The 19,041-nt window shown below is 70.6% G+C and carries 15 protein-coding genes; 11 read left to right on the top strand and 4 right to left on the bottom strand.

The features are described 5' to 3' along the window. Positions 1–192: 192 nt before the first annotated feature. Positions 193–1,233: a LacI family DNA-binding transcriptional regulator gene (locus DMB66_RS10755; RefSeq protein ID WP_158647198.1), complete on the bottom strand. Its 1,041-nt coding sequence runs from the start codon at positions 1,231–1,233 to the stop codon at positions 193–195. A gap of 394 nt (positions 1,234–1,627) precedes the next feature. Between DMB66_RS10755 and DMB66_RS10750 the strand changes: the two genes are divergently transcribed. From DMB66_RS10750 to DMB66_RS10720, 7 genes are all read left to right on the top strand, one after another. After that, positions 1,628–2,545, top strand: coding sequence for a TIM barrel protein (locus tag DMB66_RS10750; protein ID WP_125803896.1), 918 nt, complete (start codon positions 1,628–1,630; stop codon positions 2,543–2,545). An 18-nt stretch (positions 2,546–2,563) separates the two neighbouring features. After that, entirely contained in the window at positions 2,564–3,559 is a 996-nt protein-coding gene (locus DMB66_RS10745) for a substrate-binding domain-containing protein (protein ID WP_125803895.1), read from the top strand. Between the two features lie 63 nt (positions 3,560–3,622). Beyond that, entirely contained in the window at positions 3,623–4,678 is a 1,056-nt protein-coding gene (locus tag DMB66_RS10740) for an ABC transporter permease (RefSeq protein WP_125803894.1), read from the top strand. A gap of 1 nt (position 4,679) precedes the next feature. Then, a complete protein-coding gene (locus tag DMB66_RS10735; protein ID WP_125803893.1) occupies positions 4,680–5,495 on the top strand; it encodes an ATP-binding cassette domain-containing protein in 816 nt (271 codons plus the stop codon). Between the two features lie 15 nt (positions 5,496–5,510). After that, positions 5,511–6,530 carry a Gfo/Idh/MocA family protein gene (locus tag DMB66_RS10730; RefSeq protein ID WP_125803892.1) on the top strand — a complete coding sequence of 340 codons (1,020 nt, stop codon included), beginning with the start codon at positions 5,511–5,513 and terminating at the stop codon, positions 6,528–6,530. A gap of 58 nt (positions 6,531–6,588) precedes the next feature. After that, the gene (locus DMB66_RS10725) at positions 6,589–7,572 is read left to right on the top strand and encodes a Gfo/Idh/MocA family oxidoreductase (protein ID WP_199752228.1); all 984 of its coding nucleotides are present in this window, start codon (positions 6,589–6,591) and stop codon (positions 7,570–7,572) included. Next, the gene (locus DMB66_RS10720; RefSeq protein ID WP_125803890.1) at positions 7,569–8,600 is read left to right on the top strand and encodes a Gfo/Idh/MocA family protein; all 1,032 of its coding nucleotides are present in this window, start codon (positions 7,569–7,571) and stop codon (positions 8,598–8,600) included. Before DMB66_RS10725 ends, DMB66_RS10720 begins: the two co-directional genes overlap by 4 nt. A 13-nt stretch (positions 8,601–8,613) precedes the next feature. Here the strand turns inward: DMB66_RS10720 and DMB66_RS10715 are convergent, their stop codons facing one another. After that, a complete protein-coding gene (locus DMB66_RS10715) occupies positions 8,614–9,114 on the bottom strand; it encodes a MarR family winged helix-turn-helix transcriptional regulator (protein WP_125803889.1) in 501 nt (166 codons plus the stop codon). Positions 9,115–9,310: 196 nt separating this feature from the next. Between DMB66_RS10715 and DMB66_RS10710 the strand changes: the two genes are divergently transcribed. Together DMB66_RS10710 and DMB66_RS10705 are read left to right on the top strand one after the other, a co-directional pair. Then, complete coding sequence (locus DMB66_RS10710; RefSeq protein ID WP_125803888.1) at positions 9,311–10,441, top strand: ABC transporter substrate-binding protein; 1,131 nt, start codon at positions 9,311–9,313, stop codon at positions 10,439–10,441. Positions 10,442–10,703: 262 nt separating this feature from the next. Further along, positions 10,704–14,180 carry a S8 family peptidase gene (locus tag DMB66_RS10705; protein WP_125803887.1) on the top strand — a complete coding sequence of 1,159 codons (3,477 nt, stop codon included), beginning with the start codon at positions 10,704–10,706 and terminating at the stop codon, positions 14,178–14,180. 46 nt (positions 14,181–14,226) lie between these two features. Here the strand turns inward: DMB66_RS10705 and DMB66_RS10700 are convergent, their stop codons facing one another. Then, on the bottom strand, positions 14,227–15,171 hold the full coding sequence (locus DMB66_RS10700; protein WP_125803886.1) for a helix-turn-helix domain-containing protein: 945 nt from the start codon (positions 15,169–15,171) through the stop codon (positions 14,227–14,229). A 124-nt stretch (positions 15,172–15,295) separates the two neighbouring features. Then, the gene (locus tag DMB66_RS10695) at positions 15,296–16,930 is read right to left on the bottom strand and encodes an alpha/beta fold hydrolase (RefSeq protein WP_125803885.1); all 1,635 of its coding nucleotides are present in this window, start codon (positions 16,928–16,930) and stop codon (positions 15,296–15,298) included. Positions 16,931–17,052: 122 nt separating this feature from the next. Here DMB66_RS10695 and DMB66_RS10690 point away from each other — a divergent pair, with 122 nt between their 5' ends. Together DMB66_RS10690 and DMB66_RS10685 are read left to right on the top strand one after the other, a co-directional pair. After that, positions 17,053–18,375: a sensor histidine kinase gene (locus tag DMB66_RS10690; protein WP_125803884.1), complete on the top strand. Its 1,323-nt coding sequence runs from the start codon at positions 17,053–17,055 to the stop codon at positions 18,373–18,375. Continuing rightward, positions 18,372–19,034: a response regulator transcription factor gene (locus tag DMB66_RS10685; RefSeq protein WP_125803883.1), complete on the top strand. Its 663-nt coding sequence runs from the start codon at positions 18,372–18,374 to the stop codon at positions 19,032–19,034. Before DMB66_RS10690 ends, DMB66_RS10685 begins: the two co-directional genes overlap by 4 nt. The last annotated feature ends 7 nt before the right edge of the window (positions 19,035–19,041 follow it).

Raw genomic sequence — 19,041 nt, 5'->3', positions numbered from 1 at the left:
CGTCGCCTCCGCGACCCCTCGGCCGGGGCGGCTGCCAGGTTCACGCGCCCGCGGGAGCGAGGACGATGTCGAAGCGCACCCGGCTCCACGTGCCGGTAGGCCTGGTTGTTGACGTTGATCGTCTGCATGCTCGCGCCGAGGGCGGGGGCCGGCAGATCATCGGCGGAACGCCGGTAGGGCTGGGCGAGACCGTTATCGTGCGGGCGCGGCGCTGCCGCGTTCGACGAGTGAGGTCGCCACCACGGTTTCGCCGGGCTTGTGGTCTCGGTCTTGGATTCGTCGCACGGCTGCCTCCACCGCGGCGACGCCCATGAGGTGGGGGTCCTGCCGGACGGTGGTCAGGTTGACGGAGGAGAGCCGGGCGACAGGTGCGTCGTCGAATCCGGTGATGGACACGTCCTCGGGGACGCGTACGCCGTCGCGAAGGAGGATCTGGAGCATGCCGACGGCGGTGTGGTCGTTGGGGGCGACCACGGCGGTGGGCAGCGCCTCGCGTCGCAGGAGGAGGCGCGCGGCGGCCGACCCGGCTTCGTCGAAGTAGTCGCTCTCGGTGTAGTCGCCCGGCATGGTGAGCACGTCGGCCGGGAGCCCGAGCCGGGTGACCGCCCGGTCGTAGCCGCGGCGGCGCAGCGCCGCCGCGGGCATCGCCGCCGGATCGACATAGGCGATCCGCCGGTGCCCCAGGCCGGCCAGGTGGGTCACCATGTCGTCGATGCCGTTGTCTCCCGCGGAACGCACGATGTCGTAGTGCGTGTTGCGCCGGCCGGAGCCCACGTCGACCACCGGCACCGGGCTGCGCCGGCTGACGGCGCGCAGGCCGGCGTGGTCGAGCGGGGAGCCGATGATGATCAGACCGGCGCAGCGGTGCCCGAGCAGTTCCTCGACCGCGTGGTTGGTCGTGCGGGTGGATGTCTGCGCGCTCAGGATCACGTCGTATCCGTGCGTCGCTGCCGCCGGATAGATGTGCTCGATGATCTCCGACTCGGTCGAGTGGGCGGGGGTGAAGACGACTCCCAGATCCGTGCTGCGGGTGCGCCGGAGCGACTGGGCGCCGACGTGCGGGCTGAAGCCGAGATCCTTCGCGGCCTGCCGGACGCGCCGGCGGGTCTCCTCGCTGGCGCCGGGCGCGTTGCGCAGGACCAGGGAGACCAACTGCCGGGAGACGCCGAGATGGGCCGCGATGTCCGCCATGGTGGCCGGGCGGCCGGTCCCGTCGGTGACGTCGCCGCTCATCAGACCCACCTCCGCCGTTTTCGTGTTCCCCCGGGGAGCGTAGTGGTTCAACGCGCAGCCGCCGACGACGGACATCGGTAAGGCCGGTCTCAAACGCGTACCCGAGGGGCCCTATGTCTTAACAAAGTCTTGACAAGAACTAGCACGTGCCAGTTACATGTGACAGGCGCCACGAGATGAGACCCACGAGCGGCGCCAGGGCTGAAACCCTCGCCACAGACGGACGTTTTGCGCGCCGCATCCGCGCGGCAAACCGGCGATCTCGCCGTGCTCGAATCCACCTTCGCTTCGCGCCCAGCGCGGTCATCACCGGCATCGGCGACCGTCGGCCGCAGGCATCCCGCAATTCCACGCGTCCCCGCCCTTCCCGACCGCGAGCTGAGGTTGTCTGTTCATGGAAATCCGTCACCTGCAACTCGGTAGCTGCCCCGACTCGTGGGGTGTCTGGTTCGCCGACGATCCGCGGCAGACCCCGTGGCAGCGGTTCCTCGACGAGTTGTCCGTCGCCGGCTACCGCTGGCTGGAGCTGGGCCCGTACGGCTATCTGCCGACCGACCCCGCGCGGCTGCGCGACGAGCTCGCCCAGCGGGAGCTGACCTGTGCCGGCGGCACCGTCGCCGGGGTCGGCGGCCCGCACAAGGACCTCCAGGCGGTGCTCGCGGAGACCCGCAAGGTCGCCGAGCTGACCGCGGCGCTCGGCGCGCGGCACCTGATCTTCGTCCCGGTGCCCGGCTACCGCGACGACGTCACCGGCGCCTACCACGAACCCGCCGAACTCAGCCCCGAGCGCTGGCGGGCACTGATCGACAACAGCAACACCGTCGGCAGGATGCTGGCCGAGGAATACGGCCTGGCCATGCAGTTCCACCCACACGCGGACTACCACGTCGAGACCCAGGCCCAGACCGAGCGGTTCCTGGCCGAGACCGACCCCCGGTTTGTCTCGCTCTGCCTGGACACCGGGCACCTGGCCTACCGGCACGCCGATGTCCCCGCGATCATCCGCAAGTACCCCGACCGGATCGGCTACGTACACATCAAGCAGATGGACCCGGCGATCGCCGACCGCGCCGTCGCCGAGGACCTGCCGTTCGGCCAGGCCGTCGCGCAGGGCGCCAGCGTCGAACCGCCCGCCGGCCGCCCGGACGTGCCGGCCCTGCTCGAAGCCCTCAGCGAACTGGACGCCGAGTTGTTCGTCGTCGTCGAGCAGGACATGTACCCGGTCGACTTCGACCGCCCGCTACCGATCGCCGAGCGCACCCGGACATACCTGAACTCACTAGGTCTGCACTCCACCCCCGCATCTTCCTGAGGAAGGACACATTCTCCGATGACGAATACCCGATCCCGAGGCGCCCGCCTGGCCGCCTTGGCCGCGATAGTCACCCTGGCGACCGCCGCGTGCAGCAGTGGCGGCAAGGAGAAGACCACCGAAACCAGCGCCGCCGGCGCCAACGCCGCCGGCAGCTCCGGCTACACCATCGCGATGATCACCCACGAGACCCCCGGAGACACCTTCTGGGACAAGATCAAGGCGGGTGCCCAGCAAGCCGCCAAGGACACCGGGACCACCCTGAAATACTCCAACGACCCCGACGCCGCCAAGCAGGCGGTGCTGATCCAGAACGCCATCGACTCCAAGGTCAGCGGGATCGCCACCACCCTGGTCACCCCGGACGCGCTGGCCGGCTCGGTGAAAGCGGCCACCGACGCGGGCATCCCGCTGGTCGGCTTCAACTCCGGCATCGACCAGTACCAGAAGCTCGGCGCCCTGATGTACTTCGGCTCGGATGAGAACCTCGCCGGCTCCACCGCCGGCAAGCGGATCGCCGAGGCCGGCGCCAAACACCCGCTCTGCGCGATCCAGGCCCAGGGCTCGGTCGCCCTGGAGGCCCGCTGCGCCGGCGTCAAGAGCGTCCTCCCCGGCACCGAGAACATCCAGGTCAACGGCGCGGACGACGCGGCAGTGGTGTCGACCCTGCAGGCCAAGCTCGCCCAGGACAAGTCGATCGACTACATCGTCACCCTCGGCGCCCCGATCGCCATCGACGCGCTCAAGGCCATGGACCAGGCCAGCAGCAAGGCGAAGCTGATCACCTTCGACCTCAACGCCGAAGCCGCGCAGAACATCCAGGACGGCAAGATCGAGTTCTCGATCGACCAGCAGCCCTACGTCCAGGGCTACCTGGCCGTCACCTCGCTCTACCTCTACCTGAAGAACGGCAACGACATCGGCGGCGGCAAAGCCGTACTCACCGGACCGTCCTTCGTCGACAAAACCAACATCGACAAGATCCTGCCGTTCACCAAGAACAACACCCGCTGACCGGGCGCGGGGCCGCCGCCGGTGCACGGCGGCCCCGCGGACAGCTCTGATCGGAGTTCAGTCATGAGCCATACCGTCGAGGCGGCACCTGTCGCCGCGCCGCCCAATCGCGTACGACTCGGCTGGTCCAACCGCATCCTCGCCCGGCCCGAGGTGGGCGCGCTGGTCGCGGCGGTCATCATCTTCGCCTTCTTCTTCACCGCGGCGCCGGCGTTCCGGTCGGCCGAGTCGTTTTTCACGATCCTCTACCAGTCCTCCACGATCGGGATCGTCGCGGTCGCGGTGGGCATGCTGATGATCGGTGGCGAGTTCGACCTGTCCGCGGGTGTCATCACGATCACCGCCGGTCTGGTCAACTCGATGTTGTGCTGGAACTACGGGATGAACCTGTGGGTCGGCGCGTTCGTCTCGCTGTTGTTCTGCCTGTTCATCGGTTTCGTCAACGGTTATCTGGTGATGAAGACCGGTATTCCCAGCTTCTTGATCACGCTGGGCACGTTCTTCGTGCTGCAGGGCGCGAACCTGGGCGTGACCAAGCTGGTGACCGGGTCGGTGTCGAGCACGGACATCAGCAAGATCGACGGTTTCAGCTCGTTGCAGGCGGTCTTCGCGTCCAGCTTCAAGGTGGGGCCGGTGACCGTGTGGATCACGGTGATCTGGTGGATTCTGTTCGTCGCCCTCGCGGCGTGGGTGCTGCAGCGCACCCGTACCGGTAACTGGATCTTCGCTGTCGGGGGTAACCCGGACAGCGCCCGGGCGGTGGGCGTGCCGCTGATCAAGACCAAGATCGGTCTGTTCATGACGGTGTCGTTCCTGGGCTGGTTCGTCGGCATGCATCTGCTGTACCGGTTCAACACGCTGCAGGCCGGTAACGGTGTGGGTAACGAGTTCCTGTACATCATCGCCGCGGTCGTGGGTGGCACGTTGCTGACCGGTGGTTACGGCAACGCGATCGGTGTGGCGATCGGTGCGTTCATCTTCGGCATGACCAGCCTGGGGATCGTCTACGCCGGCTGGGATCCGAACTGGTTCAAGGCCTTCCTCGGCGTGATGTTGCTGCTCGCCGTGTTGGTCAACCTCTACGTCAAGCGGATGTCCACCGCGCGGAAGGTGGGATGACATGACCGACACCCTGACGGAGCATGCCGATGCGCAGCTGCGTAGAGGTGAGCCGTTGATCGAGATGGCCGAGATCGGTAAGAGTTACGGCGCGATCCGGGCTCTGCGCGGTATCAATCTGCGGGTGAACGCGGGTGAGGTCACCTGTGTGCTGGGTGACAACGGTGCCGGTAAGTCGACCCTGATCAAGATCATGTCGGGGTTGCATCCGCACAACGAGGGCAGCCTCAAGGTCGACGGGAAGGAGCTGACCTTCGGATCTCCGCGGGAGGCCCTGGACCACGGGATCGCCACGGTGTATCAGGACCTGGCTGTGGTCTCGTTGATGGAGGTCTGGCGCAACTTCTTCCTCGGCTCGGAGCTGCGGGCCGGTAAGTATCCGCTTGCGGGTCTGCGGATCAAGGAGATGAAGCGGATCGCGGATGAGGAACTGCGCAAGATGGGCATTGTCGTCAAGGACATCAACCAGCCGATCGGCACTCTGTCGGGTGGTCAGCGGCAGTGTGTGGCGATCGCTCGTGCGGTGTATTTCGGTGCGCGGGTGTTGATTCTCGACGAGCCGACCGCGGCGTTGGGTGTCAAGCAGTCCGGTGTGGTGCTCAAGTACACGGCGGCGGCGCGTGATGCGGGGTTGGGCGTGGTGTTCATCACCCACAATCCGCACCACGCGTATCTGGTGGGTGACCATTTCATCATCCTGAAGCTGGGCGGCACGGTCCTGGACAAGAACCGTTCCGAGGTCGGCCTGGACGAGCTGACCACCCAGATGGCCGGCGGCGACGAGCTGACCGAGCTTTCCCACGAGCTGGGCCGCTGAAGAGAGGAACCCCGCATGCTGAATGTCGGAGTCATCGGCACCGGGATGATCGGCCAGGACCACATCCGGCGGATGACCGGAGTGCTCTCCGGGGTGAGGGTCGTCGCCGTCGCCGACGTGAACCCGATCCTTGCCGCGGAGGTCGGTGCCCGTACCGGAGCGACCGTGCACGCCGCCGGCGAGGAACTGATCGCTGACCCGGCGGTCGACGCGGTCGTCGTCTGCTCCTGGGGACCCACCCACGAGCAGTACGTCCTCGCGTCGATCGCCGCCGGCAAACCGGTCTTCTGCGAGAAGCCGTTGGCCACCACGCAGGAGGCCTGCCTGCGGATCGTCGCGGCGGAGGCGGCGCACGGCAGCAGACTGGTGCAGGTCGGCTTCATGCGGCGGTACGACGCGGCCTACCGGGCGCTCAAGCGAGTGGCTGACGCCGGCGACATCGGCATGCCGCTGATGATGCATTGCGCCCACCGCAATCCGCTCGTCCCCGACTCCTACTCCAGCCAGAGCGCGATCGTCGACACGGCGGTGCACGAGATCGACATGGTGCGCTGGATGTTCGGCGAGGAGATCGCCGCGGCCCGGGTGCTGATCCCGCGCAAGAGCCGCAACGGCGGCCCACTGCAGGACCCGCTGCTGCTGATCCTCGAGATGGCCGGCGGCGCGCTGGTCGACGTGGAGATCTCGGTGAACATCCGGTACGGCTACGACATCCGCGGCGAGATCGTCGGCGAGAACGGCACGGCGGCGTTGAGGGAGCAGAGCCCGGTTTCGGTACGCCGGGAGGGCCGGCTGACCACGCCGGTGCCCGCCGATTGGCGGGAGCGGTTCATTCTCGCGTACGACACCGAGTTCCAGGAGTGGATCAACTCGATCGCGGACGGCGGCCCGCCTGTCGGCCCGAGCGCCTGGGACGGATACGCGGCCGCGGTCGTCTGTGACGCCGGCGTCGAGGCGCTGCACTCCGGCAGGCGCATGGACGTGTCCCTGGCCGAGCAGCCCGCGCTCTACCGGTCCGCCGAGGTGACCCGATGAGTCTATTGGCGGCGATCTCGCGGCCGGGTCGGGCGACACTGCCGTGAGCGTCCTTCGGGTGGGTGTGATCGGCGCCGGGGTGATGGGGACCGACCACGCCGTCATCCTCGACCGCTTCGTGTCCGGCGCCGTGGTCAGCCGGGTGAGCGACGTCGACGCCGGCCGCGCGGCCGGCGTCGCGGCGCGGCTGTCCGGCGCGAGAGTCTCCCCGGACGCGCTGGGCCTCATCGGGGACCCGGACGTCGACGTGGTCGTCATCGCCTCCAGCGACGCGACGCACGCCGAGTTCGCGATCGCGGCCGTCCGGGCGGGCAAGCCGGTGCTTTGCGAGAAGCCGCTGGCGCCCACGCTGGCGCTGGCGGCCGGCGTCGCCCGGACGGTCGAGCGGGAGATGCCGGGACTGCTCTCGCTCGGGTTCATGCGCCGCTTCGATCCCGTCCACGTCGAGCTCAAAGCGGCCCTCGCGGCCGGCGCCTGCGGGACCCCGCTGCTCGTGCACTGCGTCAGCCGGGGAGTGTCCGCGGGACCGGGGACGACGAGCGAGTCGAGCATCACCGGATCGGCCGTCCACGAGTTCGACACCGTGCCGTGGCTGCTGGGCGCGCCCGTCGTCGAGGTCGCCTGGCACGCGCCGCGATGCAGCGGGGAGGTCGACGGCATGCAGGATCCCCAGGTGATCCTGCTGCGAACCGCGGACGGCGTGCTGACCACCGTCGAGGTGTTTCTCAACGCCCGCTACGGATACGACATCCGGTGCGAGGTCGTCGGCGAGCGGGGAGTGCTCAGCACCTCCGGGCCGGCGCACGTCGTCCGGGACGCCTCCGGCATGCGTTCGTCCGGCTATCCCGCGGATTGGCGCCCGCGGTTCGCCGACGCCTACCGCCTGGAACTCCAGGCCTGGGTCGACGCCGTCACGACCGGTGCGCCCACGCCTCTGGCTACGAGCCGGGACGGGTTGATCGCCGCCGCGGTGTCCGACGCGGTCATCACGTCCATGTCGACCGGCGGACGGTGGACAGCCGTCGACGTGGGCACCGCATGACCACCGTGCTGCCCACACCCCGGACCCCCGACCCCCGGCAGGCGCCGTCCCTGCGTTGGGGAGTCATGGGTACGGGGTGGATCGCCGACCGGTTCGTCCGGTCGGTGCGGCGGCACACCACGCAGCAGTTCGTCGCCGTCTCCTCCCGCGACCACGACCGGGCGCGTGACTTCGCCGATCGATTCGGCATCCCGCGCGCCTACGGAAGCTACGAGGACCTGGCGGCCGACCCCGGGGTGGACGTCGTCTACGTGGCCACCGGACACGCGGATCACCTGCCGTGCGCCCGGACAGGAATCGAACACGGCAGACATGTCCTGGTCGAGAAGCCCCTCGGCCTCAACGCCGGGCAGGCGACGGAACTCGCCGAGCTCGCCGCCGCCCGGGGCGTGTTCTGCGCGGAGGCACTGTGGAGCTTCTTCCTGCCCCGGTATGACGTGGTGCGGCAGGTCCTGCGGGACGGCCTGCTCGGCGACGTGCACACCGTGCTGGCGGACTGCGGGGAGCACTTCGACCCCGAGCACCGGATCATGCGGGCCGACCTCGCCGGCGGGCCGTTGCTGGATCTGGGCACCTACCCGGTGTCCTTCGCGACCTGGGTGCTCGGTGAGCCGACCACCCTGCTCGCCGCGAGCCAGCCCCACCCGGCCGGCGTGCACGGGCAGGTGGGCGCGGTGCTCAGCGACGGGCTCGGGCGGCAGGCCGTCGTACACACCACCCTGTTCGGGGACACCCCGACCACGGCGAGCATCTCGGGGACCCGCGGCACGCTCACCCTGCCGGGACCCTTCTACCAGCCCGGCGACGTGCTGTTCACACCCAACGGCGGTGGCCCGGCGCTGTGCGGCACCGAGCCCCGTACCGCCCACGAAGCACTGTTCTTCGAGGCCGCGGAGGTCGCCCGGTGCATCGTCGACGGGCGGACGCAGACCCCCTTGCGGCCGCTCGCCGATTCCATCGCCACGCTGCGCACCATGGACGCCGTCCGGACGCGGTGCGGAATCAGCTACCCGGGAGAGGGCGAATAGCCGGCCGAGATCGTCAGGTGTCTTCCGCTCGGCGGGCGAGTCTCGGCGTGCGTGGGCGTTTTGGGGCGATTTTGGCGAGCAGTTCCGTGCAGGCCGCTTCGAGATGGTCCAGGCCCTGCGGGCTGAGCGCGTCGAAGACCAGGGAACGCACCGCACCCACATGACCCGGCGCGGCGGCCACCACCTTGGCGTACCCCGCGTCGGTCAACACGGCGATGCTGCCCCGCCCGTCGTCCGTGGAGCGCTCCCGGCGCACCCATCCTCGCCGCTCCATGCCGGCGACCAGGTGCGACAGCCGCGACCGGGAACCGTTGGCCATCTCGGCCAGCTCGCTCATGCGCATCGCCCGCGCCGGCGCCTCCGACAGCGCCGACAGCACCCAGTAGCCGAAGTGCGTCAGCTCGGCGTCGCGCTGCAGCTGCCCCTCCACCTCGTCGGGCACCAGGACGAGCACGGCCGCGAAGAGCCGCCACACCCGCTCTTCACGCTCGGTCAACCACGGCACCTGCTCCATCAGACCGACGATACGAGACGGCCGCGCCGGCCCGGGCGCCGCCAGGGGGTGGTCCAGGTAACAGTTGACGATTCAACCTGATGGCCATAGCGTGACAACATCTGGTTGAACGCTCAACTACATTGGCATCCGTGCCGCATCGCGAGGCCTCGGCTCCGACGTGCGGCCCGTGATCCAGCGGAGAGGATTCGATCCCATGAACACCTTCAGCAGGCGGCGCGCACTCGGCGCGGGCGGCGCGATGCTCGGCGCGGCGGCGCTGGGCGCCTCGGTCGCCGGCAGTGCCTCGGCGGCTCGTCCCGGCAGGCCGGTGCCGGAGGAGCGCAAGTCGCTCGACAAGCTCTACGCCGACGCCCGCCGCGAGGGCGGCGAGCTGGTCATCTACGCCGGCGGCGACACTCCGGACCAGCAGGACGCCACCAAGCAGGCGTTCCTGTCGCAGTTCCCGGACATCAAGCTGACGATGATCGTCGACTACAGCAAGTACCACGACGTACGCGTCGACAACCAGCTCGCCACCGGCACGCTCGTACCGGACCTGGTGCAGTTGCAGACGCTGCAGGACTTCACCCGGTGGAAGAGCCTCGGTGTGCTGCAGCCCTACAAGCCGGCCGGCTTCTCGGCCCTGCACCCGACGTTCAGGGACCCCGACGGTGCGTGGGTGGCGATTCAGGTCCTCGCCTTCAGCTACATGTACGACGCCGACCTCGGCAGCAGCGGACCCGCCTCGCCGCGCGACCTGGTCGATCCGCGCTGGAAGGGCGCGATCTCGTCCTCGTACCCGCACGACGACGACGCGGTCCTGTACCTGTACAGCCTGTACACGAAGACCTACGGCTGGGACTGGATCAGCCGGCTCGCCGCCCAGCACCCGCAGTTCGCCCGCGGCAGCTTCACCCCGATCGTCGCGGTCGCCAGCAAGCAGAAAACGATCGGCATCGGCGGCGCCGGCTCGCTCACCGGGCCCCTGGCGCCCGGTGTGCGATGGGCCGCGCCGAACGGGCACCCCTTCATGGCATGGGGGCAGCGCGCCGCCCTCCTGACCCGCGCCGAGCACCCCGCCGCCGCGAAGCTCTACCTGAACTGGCAACTCTCCGCCCCCGTGCAGCAGGCCTCCTTCACCGGCTGGTCGGTCCGCACCGACGTCACCCCCGCCGGCGGGCTCAAGCCGATCTGGAAATACCCCAACGCCCACCTGGACGGCTTCGCACACTTCATGGCCGACCGTGCCGAGGTCGAACGCTGGAAGCAGACCTTCGCCCTCTACTTCGGCGAGGTGCAGGGCCCGCCCACGCCGGGCTCGCTCGGGCTGCACCCGGGCCGGTAAACGGTGATCTCGATCATCTGATCGACCTGGTCGGCGCCGACCGGGCACCCATCGCCTCGCGGATCCACTTCTGCGGATCGCTGAAATGGCTGGGCGCACCGCCGGTATCCGCGATCGGCGCCTGGCTTGGGCGGGCCGGCCATGGCATCGGTCGTGGCCGGGATGTGCCAATGGCCGCAACGGGCCGCCCGAATAATCTTGTGCATTCAAGTTTGTGGATTTAGATCGGAGGTGTCCACACCGTACTCTTTTGAGGAGCACGATGAGCATGATCCGAAGGCGGCTGGCCCGCACTCTGTGCGTCGGGCTTGCCGCGGCACTCGTCGCGGGCACCGGAGCACCGGTGCGTGCGGAGCCGGCCGACGCGACAGACCCGGCCGCCGCGGATTCCGGCAACCACGTCACGCTGATCACCGGCGACACCGTCGTGGTCACCGAGCTCGGGGCCGGCCGCCGGGCGGTGACGGTGAAACCCGGCGAGGGCCGCGCCGACATGACCTTCTATCAGCAGACCGAGGGCGACGACGTGCGGGTCGTCCCGTCCGACGCCTCCGGGCTGCTGGCCGCCGGCACGCTCGATCCGGAGCTGTTCAACGTCTCCCGCCTGATCCGCGAAGGGCTCGACGACGCGAGCGGCGAGGGCCTGCCGTTGATCATCAGGTACGCGGGTGGGCGGGTGCCGGCGGCCCTGACCGTGGTCGACGGCGCGACGGACCGCCGGGTGCTGGAGAGCATCGACGCCGTCGCGGTCGAGCAGCGGCGCGACGCGCCCACGGCGCTGTGGGCGGACATCGTGGGTGGGTCCGCCGCCGCGTCGCTGGCGGCCGGCGTCAGCGAGGTGGTGCTGGACACCCGGGTCGAGGCCCTGAACGACGTGGGCAACGCGCAGATCGGTGTGCCGGCGGCCCGGCAGGCCGGCCTCACCGGTAAGGGTGTGAAGGTGGCCGTGCTCGACACCGGCTGGGACCACGACCATCCGGACCTGCAGGATCTGGTGGTCGGCGAGTGGAACTTCTTCCGGAACTCGGCCAACGCGAACGACGACAACGGCCACGGCACGCACGTGGCCGGGACCGTCGCCGGCAGCGGGGCCGCCTCCGGCGGTCGCTACGCCGGCGTGGCGCCCGACGCCGACCTGCTCGTCGGCAAGGTGCTGGACGCCGGGGGCTCCGGGTTCACCTCGGACGTCCTCGCGGGCATGGAGTGGGCCGTCGCCCAGGGCGCGGACATCGTCAACATGAGCCTCGGCTCGCGCAACCCGAGTTCCGGCGCCGACCTGCTGTCGCAGGCCGCCAACACCTTGTCGGAGCAGTCGGACTCGTTGTTCGTGGTGGCCGCGGGCAACTCCGGGCCGGGCGCGACCACGATCGGCGCGCTCGCCGCGGCCGACTCCGCGCTGACCGTCGGCGCTGTGGACGCCACCGGTGCGATCGCGTCGTTCTCCAGCCGGGGCCCGCGGTTCGGCAACGGCGCGGTCAAGCCGGACATCACCGCGCCCGGCGTCAACGTGACCTCGGCGCGGGCCAAGGGCACGTCCGTCGGTGACTTCGACCCGGAAGGCCCGACCGGGCCGATCGACGACAACTACACCGTGCTGTCGGGCACGTCGATGGCCACGCCCTCGGCGGCCGGCGCGATCGCGCTGCTCGCCCAGCAGCATCCGGACTGGGACGGCGAGCGGCTCAAGGCCACGATGACCGCCACCGCGCGCCCGCAGCCGGGGCAGAGCGTGTACGAGCAGGGCGCCGGACTGGTCGACCTGGCGCGGGCGACGAGCCAGGCGGTGAGCGCGACCCCGAACAGCATCGGGGCGGAGCTCTTCCGGTGGCCGTACGCGGACAACGCGCCCGTGACCCGGACCGTGGACTACGTCAACGACGGTGCCACACCGGTGACGTTGCGGCTCAGCCCGTCGCCGTCCGGCGCGACCCCGCCGGCGGGCCTGCTGACCCTGTCCGCCACCGAGGTCACCGTGCCGGCGCACGGCAAGGCCGGCGTGACCGTGACCATCACCCCGTCCGCCGCACTCGCCACGCCGGCCGGCGGTGCGTACGCCTGGCGGCTGGAGGCGACCAGCCCGGACGGCGCGGTGCGGGTGCAGACCACCGCCGGCGCCATGTTCGAGCCGGAGAGCTACGACTTCACGTTCACGGCCCTGGACCGCAACGGCGAGTCGCCGCGGGCTCCCTACCCCGGGTACGTCACGGTGTTCCCGCTCGACCGAAGCGGCGGCGCCGTGACCGTGTGGGTGTGGGAGGGCAGCCCGAAGACCACGCTGCGCATGATCAAGGGGACCTACGGCATCACGGCGATGATCTCGACCACCGGCACGGACCGGGTGCGCACCGAGTTGACCCTGGAGAGCCGGCCGGTCGCGGCCCTGGACGAGAACCTGTCCGTGGCGTTCGACGCCCGGGCCGCCAAGCCCGTGTCGGTGGGCGTCGCCGACCCGGCCGTGGCGCCGCTGTTCAACGAGTTCGGCTCGTTGCACACCTCGGTGAACGCCTCCGGCGTGCGCGAGACCTCGCAGTTCGGACTGTGGAAGTTCGGCACCACGCCGGTCCTGTTCTCGGCGGTCCCGACCCCGCGCCGGCTGCGCGACGACCGCTACCGCTACTACTACCGCAGCACGCTGGTGCCGCCGAACAGCGATCCCACCGTCCCGGTCACCGGCCCGGTCTACGCCCTGGTGGAGCACAACCGGGGCGGCGTGCCGGACCGGCTGTCGTACCACGTCCCGACCCGCCGTCTTGCCAAGGTGATCGGCGACTACGGCAAAACGCGCGCCGGGGGTGACCAGAGGTTCGGCCATGTGGGCTGGTTCACCACCGGGTTCGCGCCCGGCCAGTTCACGGCGAGCGCCCCCTCGGTGCGCAACGTGAACCTCGCGAGCCGCCGGGTGGAGTACTACACCGCCGACTCCCAGGTGGTCTGGAGCAGCATGCTGTCCCGCACGAGAACACCCGACGGGTCCGCCTACTACGCCGGGGGACGGCAGCTCAGCAACCCCCGGTCCTATCGGCCCGGCCCGGCCGGCGAGGAGACCTGGAACTACCCGGCAGCCGGGCCGGCCCTCCCGGCCAACGGCCAGTTCCTCACCCGTACCGGCGACCGCATCATCCCGCAACTGGCGCTGTGGGGCGACTCCAACCCCGACCACTACAACTACAACGCCGCGGGCACCACCACCGGCCTGGCCAGCCTCTACCGCGACGGCACCCTGCTCGGCAGCTGGGACCGGCCCTGGGAGGACGAGGAGGACTTCGCCGGGCTGCGCTTCTGGGACGTGAACGCCGAAGCGGCCCGGTACCGCCTCGACGTGACCGCGAACCGGAGCCTCTCGTGGTACGGGCCCAGCTCGCAGCGGGTCGAGGCGAGCTGGACGTTCTCCTCGGCGCGCACCGACACGACCACGCCGCTGCCGGTGACCGTGCTGCGCTTCCAACCGCCCACCAACGAGAACGGCGTCGCGCCCGGCGGCACGCGGTTCACCGTGCCGTTCGTCGCGCAGCAGCAGGGACCCACACGGTGCCGGGGCCTGCGCGGGCAGGTCACCATCGAAGCGTCGTACGACGACGGTGCCACCTGGACGCCGGCGCCGGTGAAGCTCCGCGGCACCACCGGCACGGTGACGCTGACCCACCCCGCCACCGGATGGGTCTCGCTGCGGGCCGGCGGCTCGGACAGCGCCGGCAACACGTTCCGGCAGACCGTGATCCGGGCGTACGAGATCGGCTAGGCCAACGGCCGTGAGGGTCCGGACCGGGCCCTCACGGCCTGGCTGGTCACAGCCAGCCTCGGCGGGCGGCTAGCACGCCGGCCTGGAAACGGTTCGCCGCGCCGAGCCGGGTGTGCAGGTCGCTGACCCTGCGCCGCATCGTGCGCGGGGACCAGCCGAGCCGCCTGGCGATGGCCTCGTCCTTGAGGCCGGCGGCCATGAGCGCGAGCAGGGACTTGTCGTCGTTGTCTATCTCGTCTCCGGCGGCACCGGGCAGCGGAATGGCCTGCTGCCAGCAGAGCTCGAAGAAGTCGACGAGGGCGTCCAGCAGCGCCGACGGCCGGACGACGACCGCGCGGACGTCGTTCATCTCGAAGGACAACGGCAGCAGCGCCAGCCGGCGGTCGGCGATGGCCATCTTGACCCGCAGGCCGGGCAGCACCCGGGCCTGTTCCCCGCGCCGGACCAGTTCCTGGATCTCCAGCAGGTTCGAGCCTTCGAGTGCTTCCGGCGCGTACACGCCGCGGTAGCGGACCCCGCGCCCGAGGGCGGTGTCCTCCACCGGATTCTGCACGGCCTCCACATAGGGCGGCCGGTCGAGGCCGAGCACCTCCTCGCGAGCCTCCTGCTGCAGCCGCACGAACCACCGCAGGAGCGCGTCGCTGCCGCGTACGATCTCGATCTGGTCGGCCTGGTCCGCCCGCGCGGCCACGAAGAGGCGGGCGAGATCGCCGACCGCGGCCCGGATCCGGTCCAGGTCGTTGGCCTTGGTTCGGATCAGGGCCTCCACGGCGACGTGCGGGTCGACCGCGGCGTACCGGCGGTGCCGGCCACTGCGCCGGGCGATCAGGCCGTGCTCACGGAGGCGATCCATCGAGCGGGCCGCCCGCTCCTGGGTGCAGCCGAGCTCGGCGGCCACATCGGCCGGAGTCGCGGTGTGGCGGGTCAGGACCGCGCGATAGACCGCCTCATCGAACGGATCCACGCCGGCCGCACCGAGTAAGTCGATCATGGACAGATCGTGGCCCGGTCGGGCCACCGGCGCAATGGGGGCAGGACCCCGGCCGGCTCGCCCACCGGCTGAACCTATCGGAAGGCCCAGGGCCGGCACCGGGTGCCGGCCCTGGGCCGCGGCGTCAGCTCCAGGAGCCCGTGCCGGAAAGGCTCAACTTCGCAGCCGCCGCTTCGCCGGCCCCGGTGGGCACCGGAACCCCGGGGCACCCGCCGTCGATCCGGCCGGTGTCGAAGTACGACACCACGTCGGCGGCGCAGGCCGGCTCCCGCAGGACCGAGCCGTGCACGTCGTCGTCCACCGTGTACACCTTGCCGCCGACGATGGCCTTCGTCTGCAACGTCCACTCGTACGGCGAGGGGGTTTCGTACCGGTGCCCGGACAGCACCAGCGAACCGCCGCCGGGGCGGAGCCGTACCGTCCGCACCGGCAGCGGCCAGCCGGCGCACCCGGCGGAGAAACCGCCGGCCCGGCCGGTCAACGGGTTGTCCGCGAGGCGCTGCTGGTACGCCGCCCAGGCGGCGTCGAAGCCGAGCCGGCTGGGGTCCTCGTTGCAGAAGGCGGCCAGGTTCATCGTCCGGTTGCCCCGCTCCGGCAGGTCCGCCGGCAGCTCGGGCTCGGGTGCCGGCTCGCCGAGGACCTCCTTGACGGTGGGTGGCGCGGTGGGACCGGTCGCGTCCCGCAGTTCCTTGAGCACCTGGCTGGCGAGCGGCCAGACCGGCGCATCCTGGCTCGCGGCCAGCGCGATGAGCTCGCCGTCGAGGGGCCGGTCGAGATCGGTGAACCGGCGCGGGTTCGCGTCATAATCGGCGCGCAGGGCGACGATCGCGTCCCGCACCTGCTTCTGCGTGGTGCCGAAGCCGTACTGGTCGTGACGCTGTGCGATCCACGCTGCCATCCGCCGCGCGTTGCGTTCGGCCGCTGCGGCGCGGCCGTCCTCGAAGGCGACGACGCTGAAGCGGGGGATCGCGACGCTGTCCAGGAACATCCGGCCCACGCCGGCGGGGAAGAGGCTGCGATAGACCACGCCGAGCCAGGTGCCCCAGGAGACGCCGATGAAGTTCAGCTTCCGCTCCCGCAGTCCGGACCGGATCCTGTCGAGGTCGCGGGCCACGTTGGCGGTGGTGAGCTGGCCGAGGAAGCCGGGGTCCGAGCGTCCGCACGCGGCGTTGGCCCGCACCTGTGCGTCGTACTGGCGCCGTGCCGCCGCCTGCGTGATCGGACCGGCCGGCTGCGGACCGGGGTCTTCCGCCGGCGGGGAGCAGTTCAGCTTCGTGCTGTATCCGACGCCGCGCGGATCGAAGCCGATCAGGTCGTACCGCTCGTTGAGCCCGTCGGCGTCGTCCATCGTCAGCAACTCGACGGGCATGAGGTACCCGCTGCCGCCCGGACCGCCGGGATTCAGGGCGAGGCTGCCCAACCGGTGCGCCTGGTCCCGAGCCTTGAGCCGGGTGAGCGCGACGGTGATCTGCCGGCCGTGTGGCCTGTCGTAGTCCAGCGGGGTGTTGACGGTGCCGCATTCCAGGCGGCCCAGCAGTTCCTTGAACCGGTCCAGCCGGTCCGGCGGGACCATGACGCGGAGCGCCTCGTCGGAGTAGGTGGGACAGGGCTTCCAGGCGACCGTCGACCGTGGTGAGCTCGCCGCCGCCGCGGCGGGCGTACCGGCAACCAGCGACGTCATTCCGAGTCCGGTGACGATCACCGCGAGGGCGGCCCGCAGGCCGACCGAGCGGGTTGTCGCAGATTCACGTTGAGTCATGCGGTCATCCTGTTGCCCGCCCGGCGATACCCGCGTCTGTCGTGAGAGGTATCCCGAAGCCCGCACCATATGTCTCCCGATGGATGTGGCGGGGTCTCGCCGGATCGTAGGCTCACGAGGTCATGGCAGAACACCTGGTGGAGAGTGCGCGCGCCTGGGCACGCCGGCCGGCGGTGGGGGACGCGGCGTTGGCGCTCGTCCTCTTGCTGGTCTGTGCCCTGGTGAACGGCGCCGATCAGACCCTGAGCGAGATGGCTGACGTGCCGGGCGCCGTCGAGCCGTTCATCCGCACCGCGCTGTGGTGGACGGCCACCGGGCTCGCGGTCGCCGGCGTCGCGCTCCGGCGGCTATGGCCGTTTCCGATGCTCGGCCTCTGCTGCGTCGCCGCGGTGATCCACCTGGCCGTGTTCATGCCGCTCACGATCATTGACCTGAGCGTGCCGATCCTGCTGTACACGGTGGCCGTTCGCTACGGCTGGGCGCTCTCCCTGGTGGTGCTGTCCGGGATGCTGGTGCTCGCCCTGGGCTCGAGTTCGTTCGCCGTCACCTCGGCCCAGCAGGCGCGGCTGCCACCGCGGGGGATGCCGGTTCCGCCGCCCGTCCGCCCACTCCCCGGCGAGCAGTTCGATCCCGGTCCGGTCCCGGACGAGTTCCCGAGCGAGCGCTTCTGGGCGATCGCCTGGGACGACCTGCCGGGGCTCGGGTTGACCTTGATCGCCGCCTGGGCGATCGGGTCGGGCACCCGCAGCCGGCGTGCCTACCTCGACGAGTTGCGCGCACGGGCGGTCTACCTGGAGCGGGAGCAGGGCCAGCGGGCGGTGCTGGCGGTGGCCGCCGAGCGCGGCCGGATCAGCCGCGAACTGCACGACGTCGTGGCCCACGGGCTGTCCGTGATGGTGATCCAGGCCCAGGGCGGCGCCGCCGCGCTCGACAACCGGCCGGCCGACACCCGGGCCGCCCTGGAGGCGATCGTCAAGACGGGCCGCGACTCCCTCGCCGACATGCGCCGCGTGCTCGACAGTGTGGGCGAGGTCGACGACGCGTGGCACCCGCAACCGGGCCTCGCCAGGCTGCCCGCGCTGCTCGCCCAGGTGCGGGAGGCCGGCACGCCGGTACGGCTGCGTATCGACGGCGTCCCGGTCCCGCTGCCGTCCACAGTAGATCTCTCGGCGTACCGCATCGTGCAGGAGGCGCTGACCAACACCATGAACCACGCCAGCGCGGGCGCGAGCGCGGAGGTCGTCGTCGCGTACGCCGCGTCGGCGGTCTCCATCGAGGTCAGCGACGACGGGTCCGGCGTCGGGCACGACGACGGTCGTGGCAACGGGCTGCGCGGGATGCACGAGCGCGTGAAGCTGCTCGGTGGCCGGCTCGATGCCGGTCCCCGTCCGCAGGGCGGGTTCATCGTGCGGGTCGCGTTGCCGATCGAGGAGCGCCGCTCATGATCAGTGTCCTGCTGGCGGACGACCAGGCCCTGGTGCGTGCCGGCTTCCGCATGATCCTCGAGAACGCGGCGGACATGCTGGTGGTCGGCGAGGCGGGCGACGGCGCCGAGGCGGCGCGGATCGCGCTCGAATCGCGGCCCGACGTCGTGCTGATGGACGTGCGGATGCCCGAGGTCGACGGCGTCGACGCGACCCGTCGGATCTGCGGGGGCGACGGTGGCGGCCGGACCCGGGTCCTCATCCTCACCACCTTCGACCTCGACGAGTACGTCTACGCCGCGCTCCACGCGGGGGCGAGTGGGTTTCTGTTGAAGGATGCGCTGGCCCAGGACCTGCTGGCGGCCATCCGCGTGGTGGCCCGCGGTGAAGCGGTCGTGGCGCCGAGCGTGACCCGCCGGCTCCTCGACCGCTATTTCAGCACGGGATCCGGGTCGACCGTTTCGACCACGGGGCTGGACGCGCTGACCGAACGGGAACGCGAGGTCCTCGGCCTCATCGCCCGTGGGCTGTCCAATGTGGAGATCGCCGGCAGCCTCTTCCTGTCGGAGGGCACCGTCAAGACCCATGTCAGCCGGGTGCTGGCCAAACTGGGCCTGCGTGACCGGGTGCAGGCCGTCGTCTACGCCTACGAGTGCGGCCTGGTGCGTGCCGGCGCCTGAAGTCCGG

Source organism: Actinoplanes sp. ATCC 53533, from assembly GCF_003947245.1.
The sequence above is the reverse complement of the archived record's forward strand: the minus strand, read 5'-3'. Positions and strand labels throughout refer to the sequence as shown.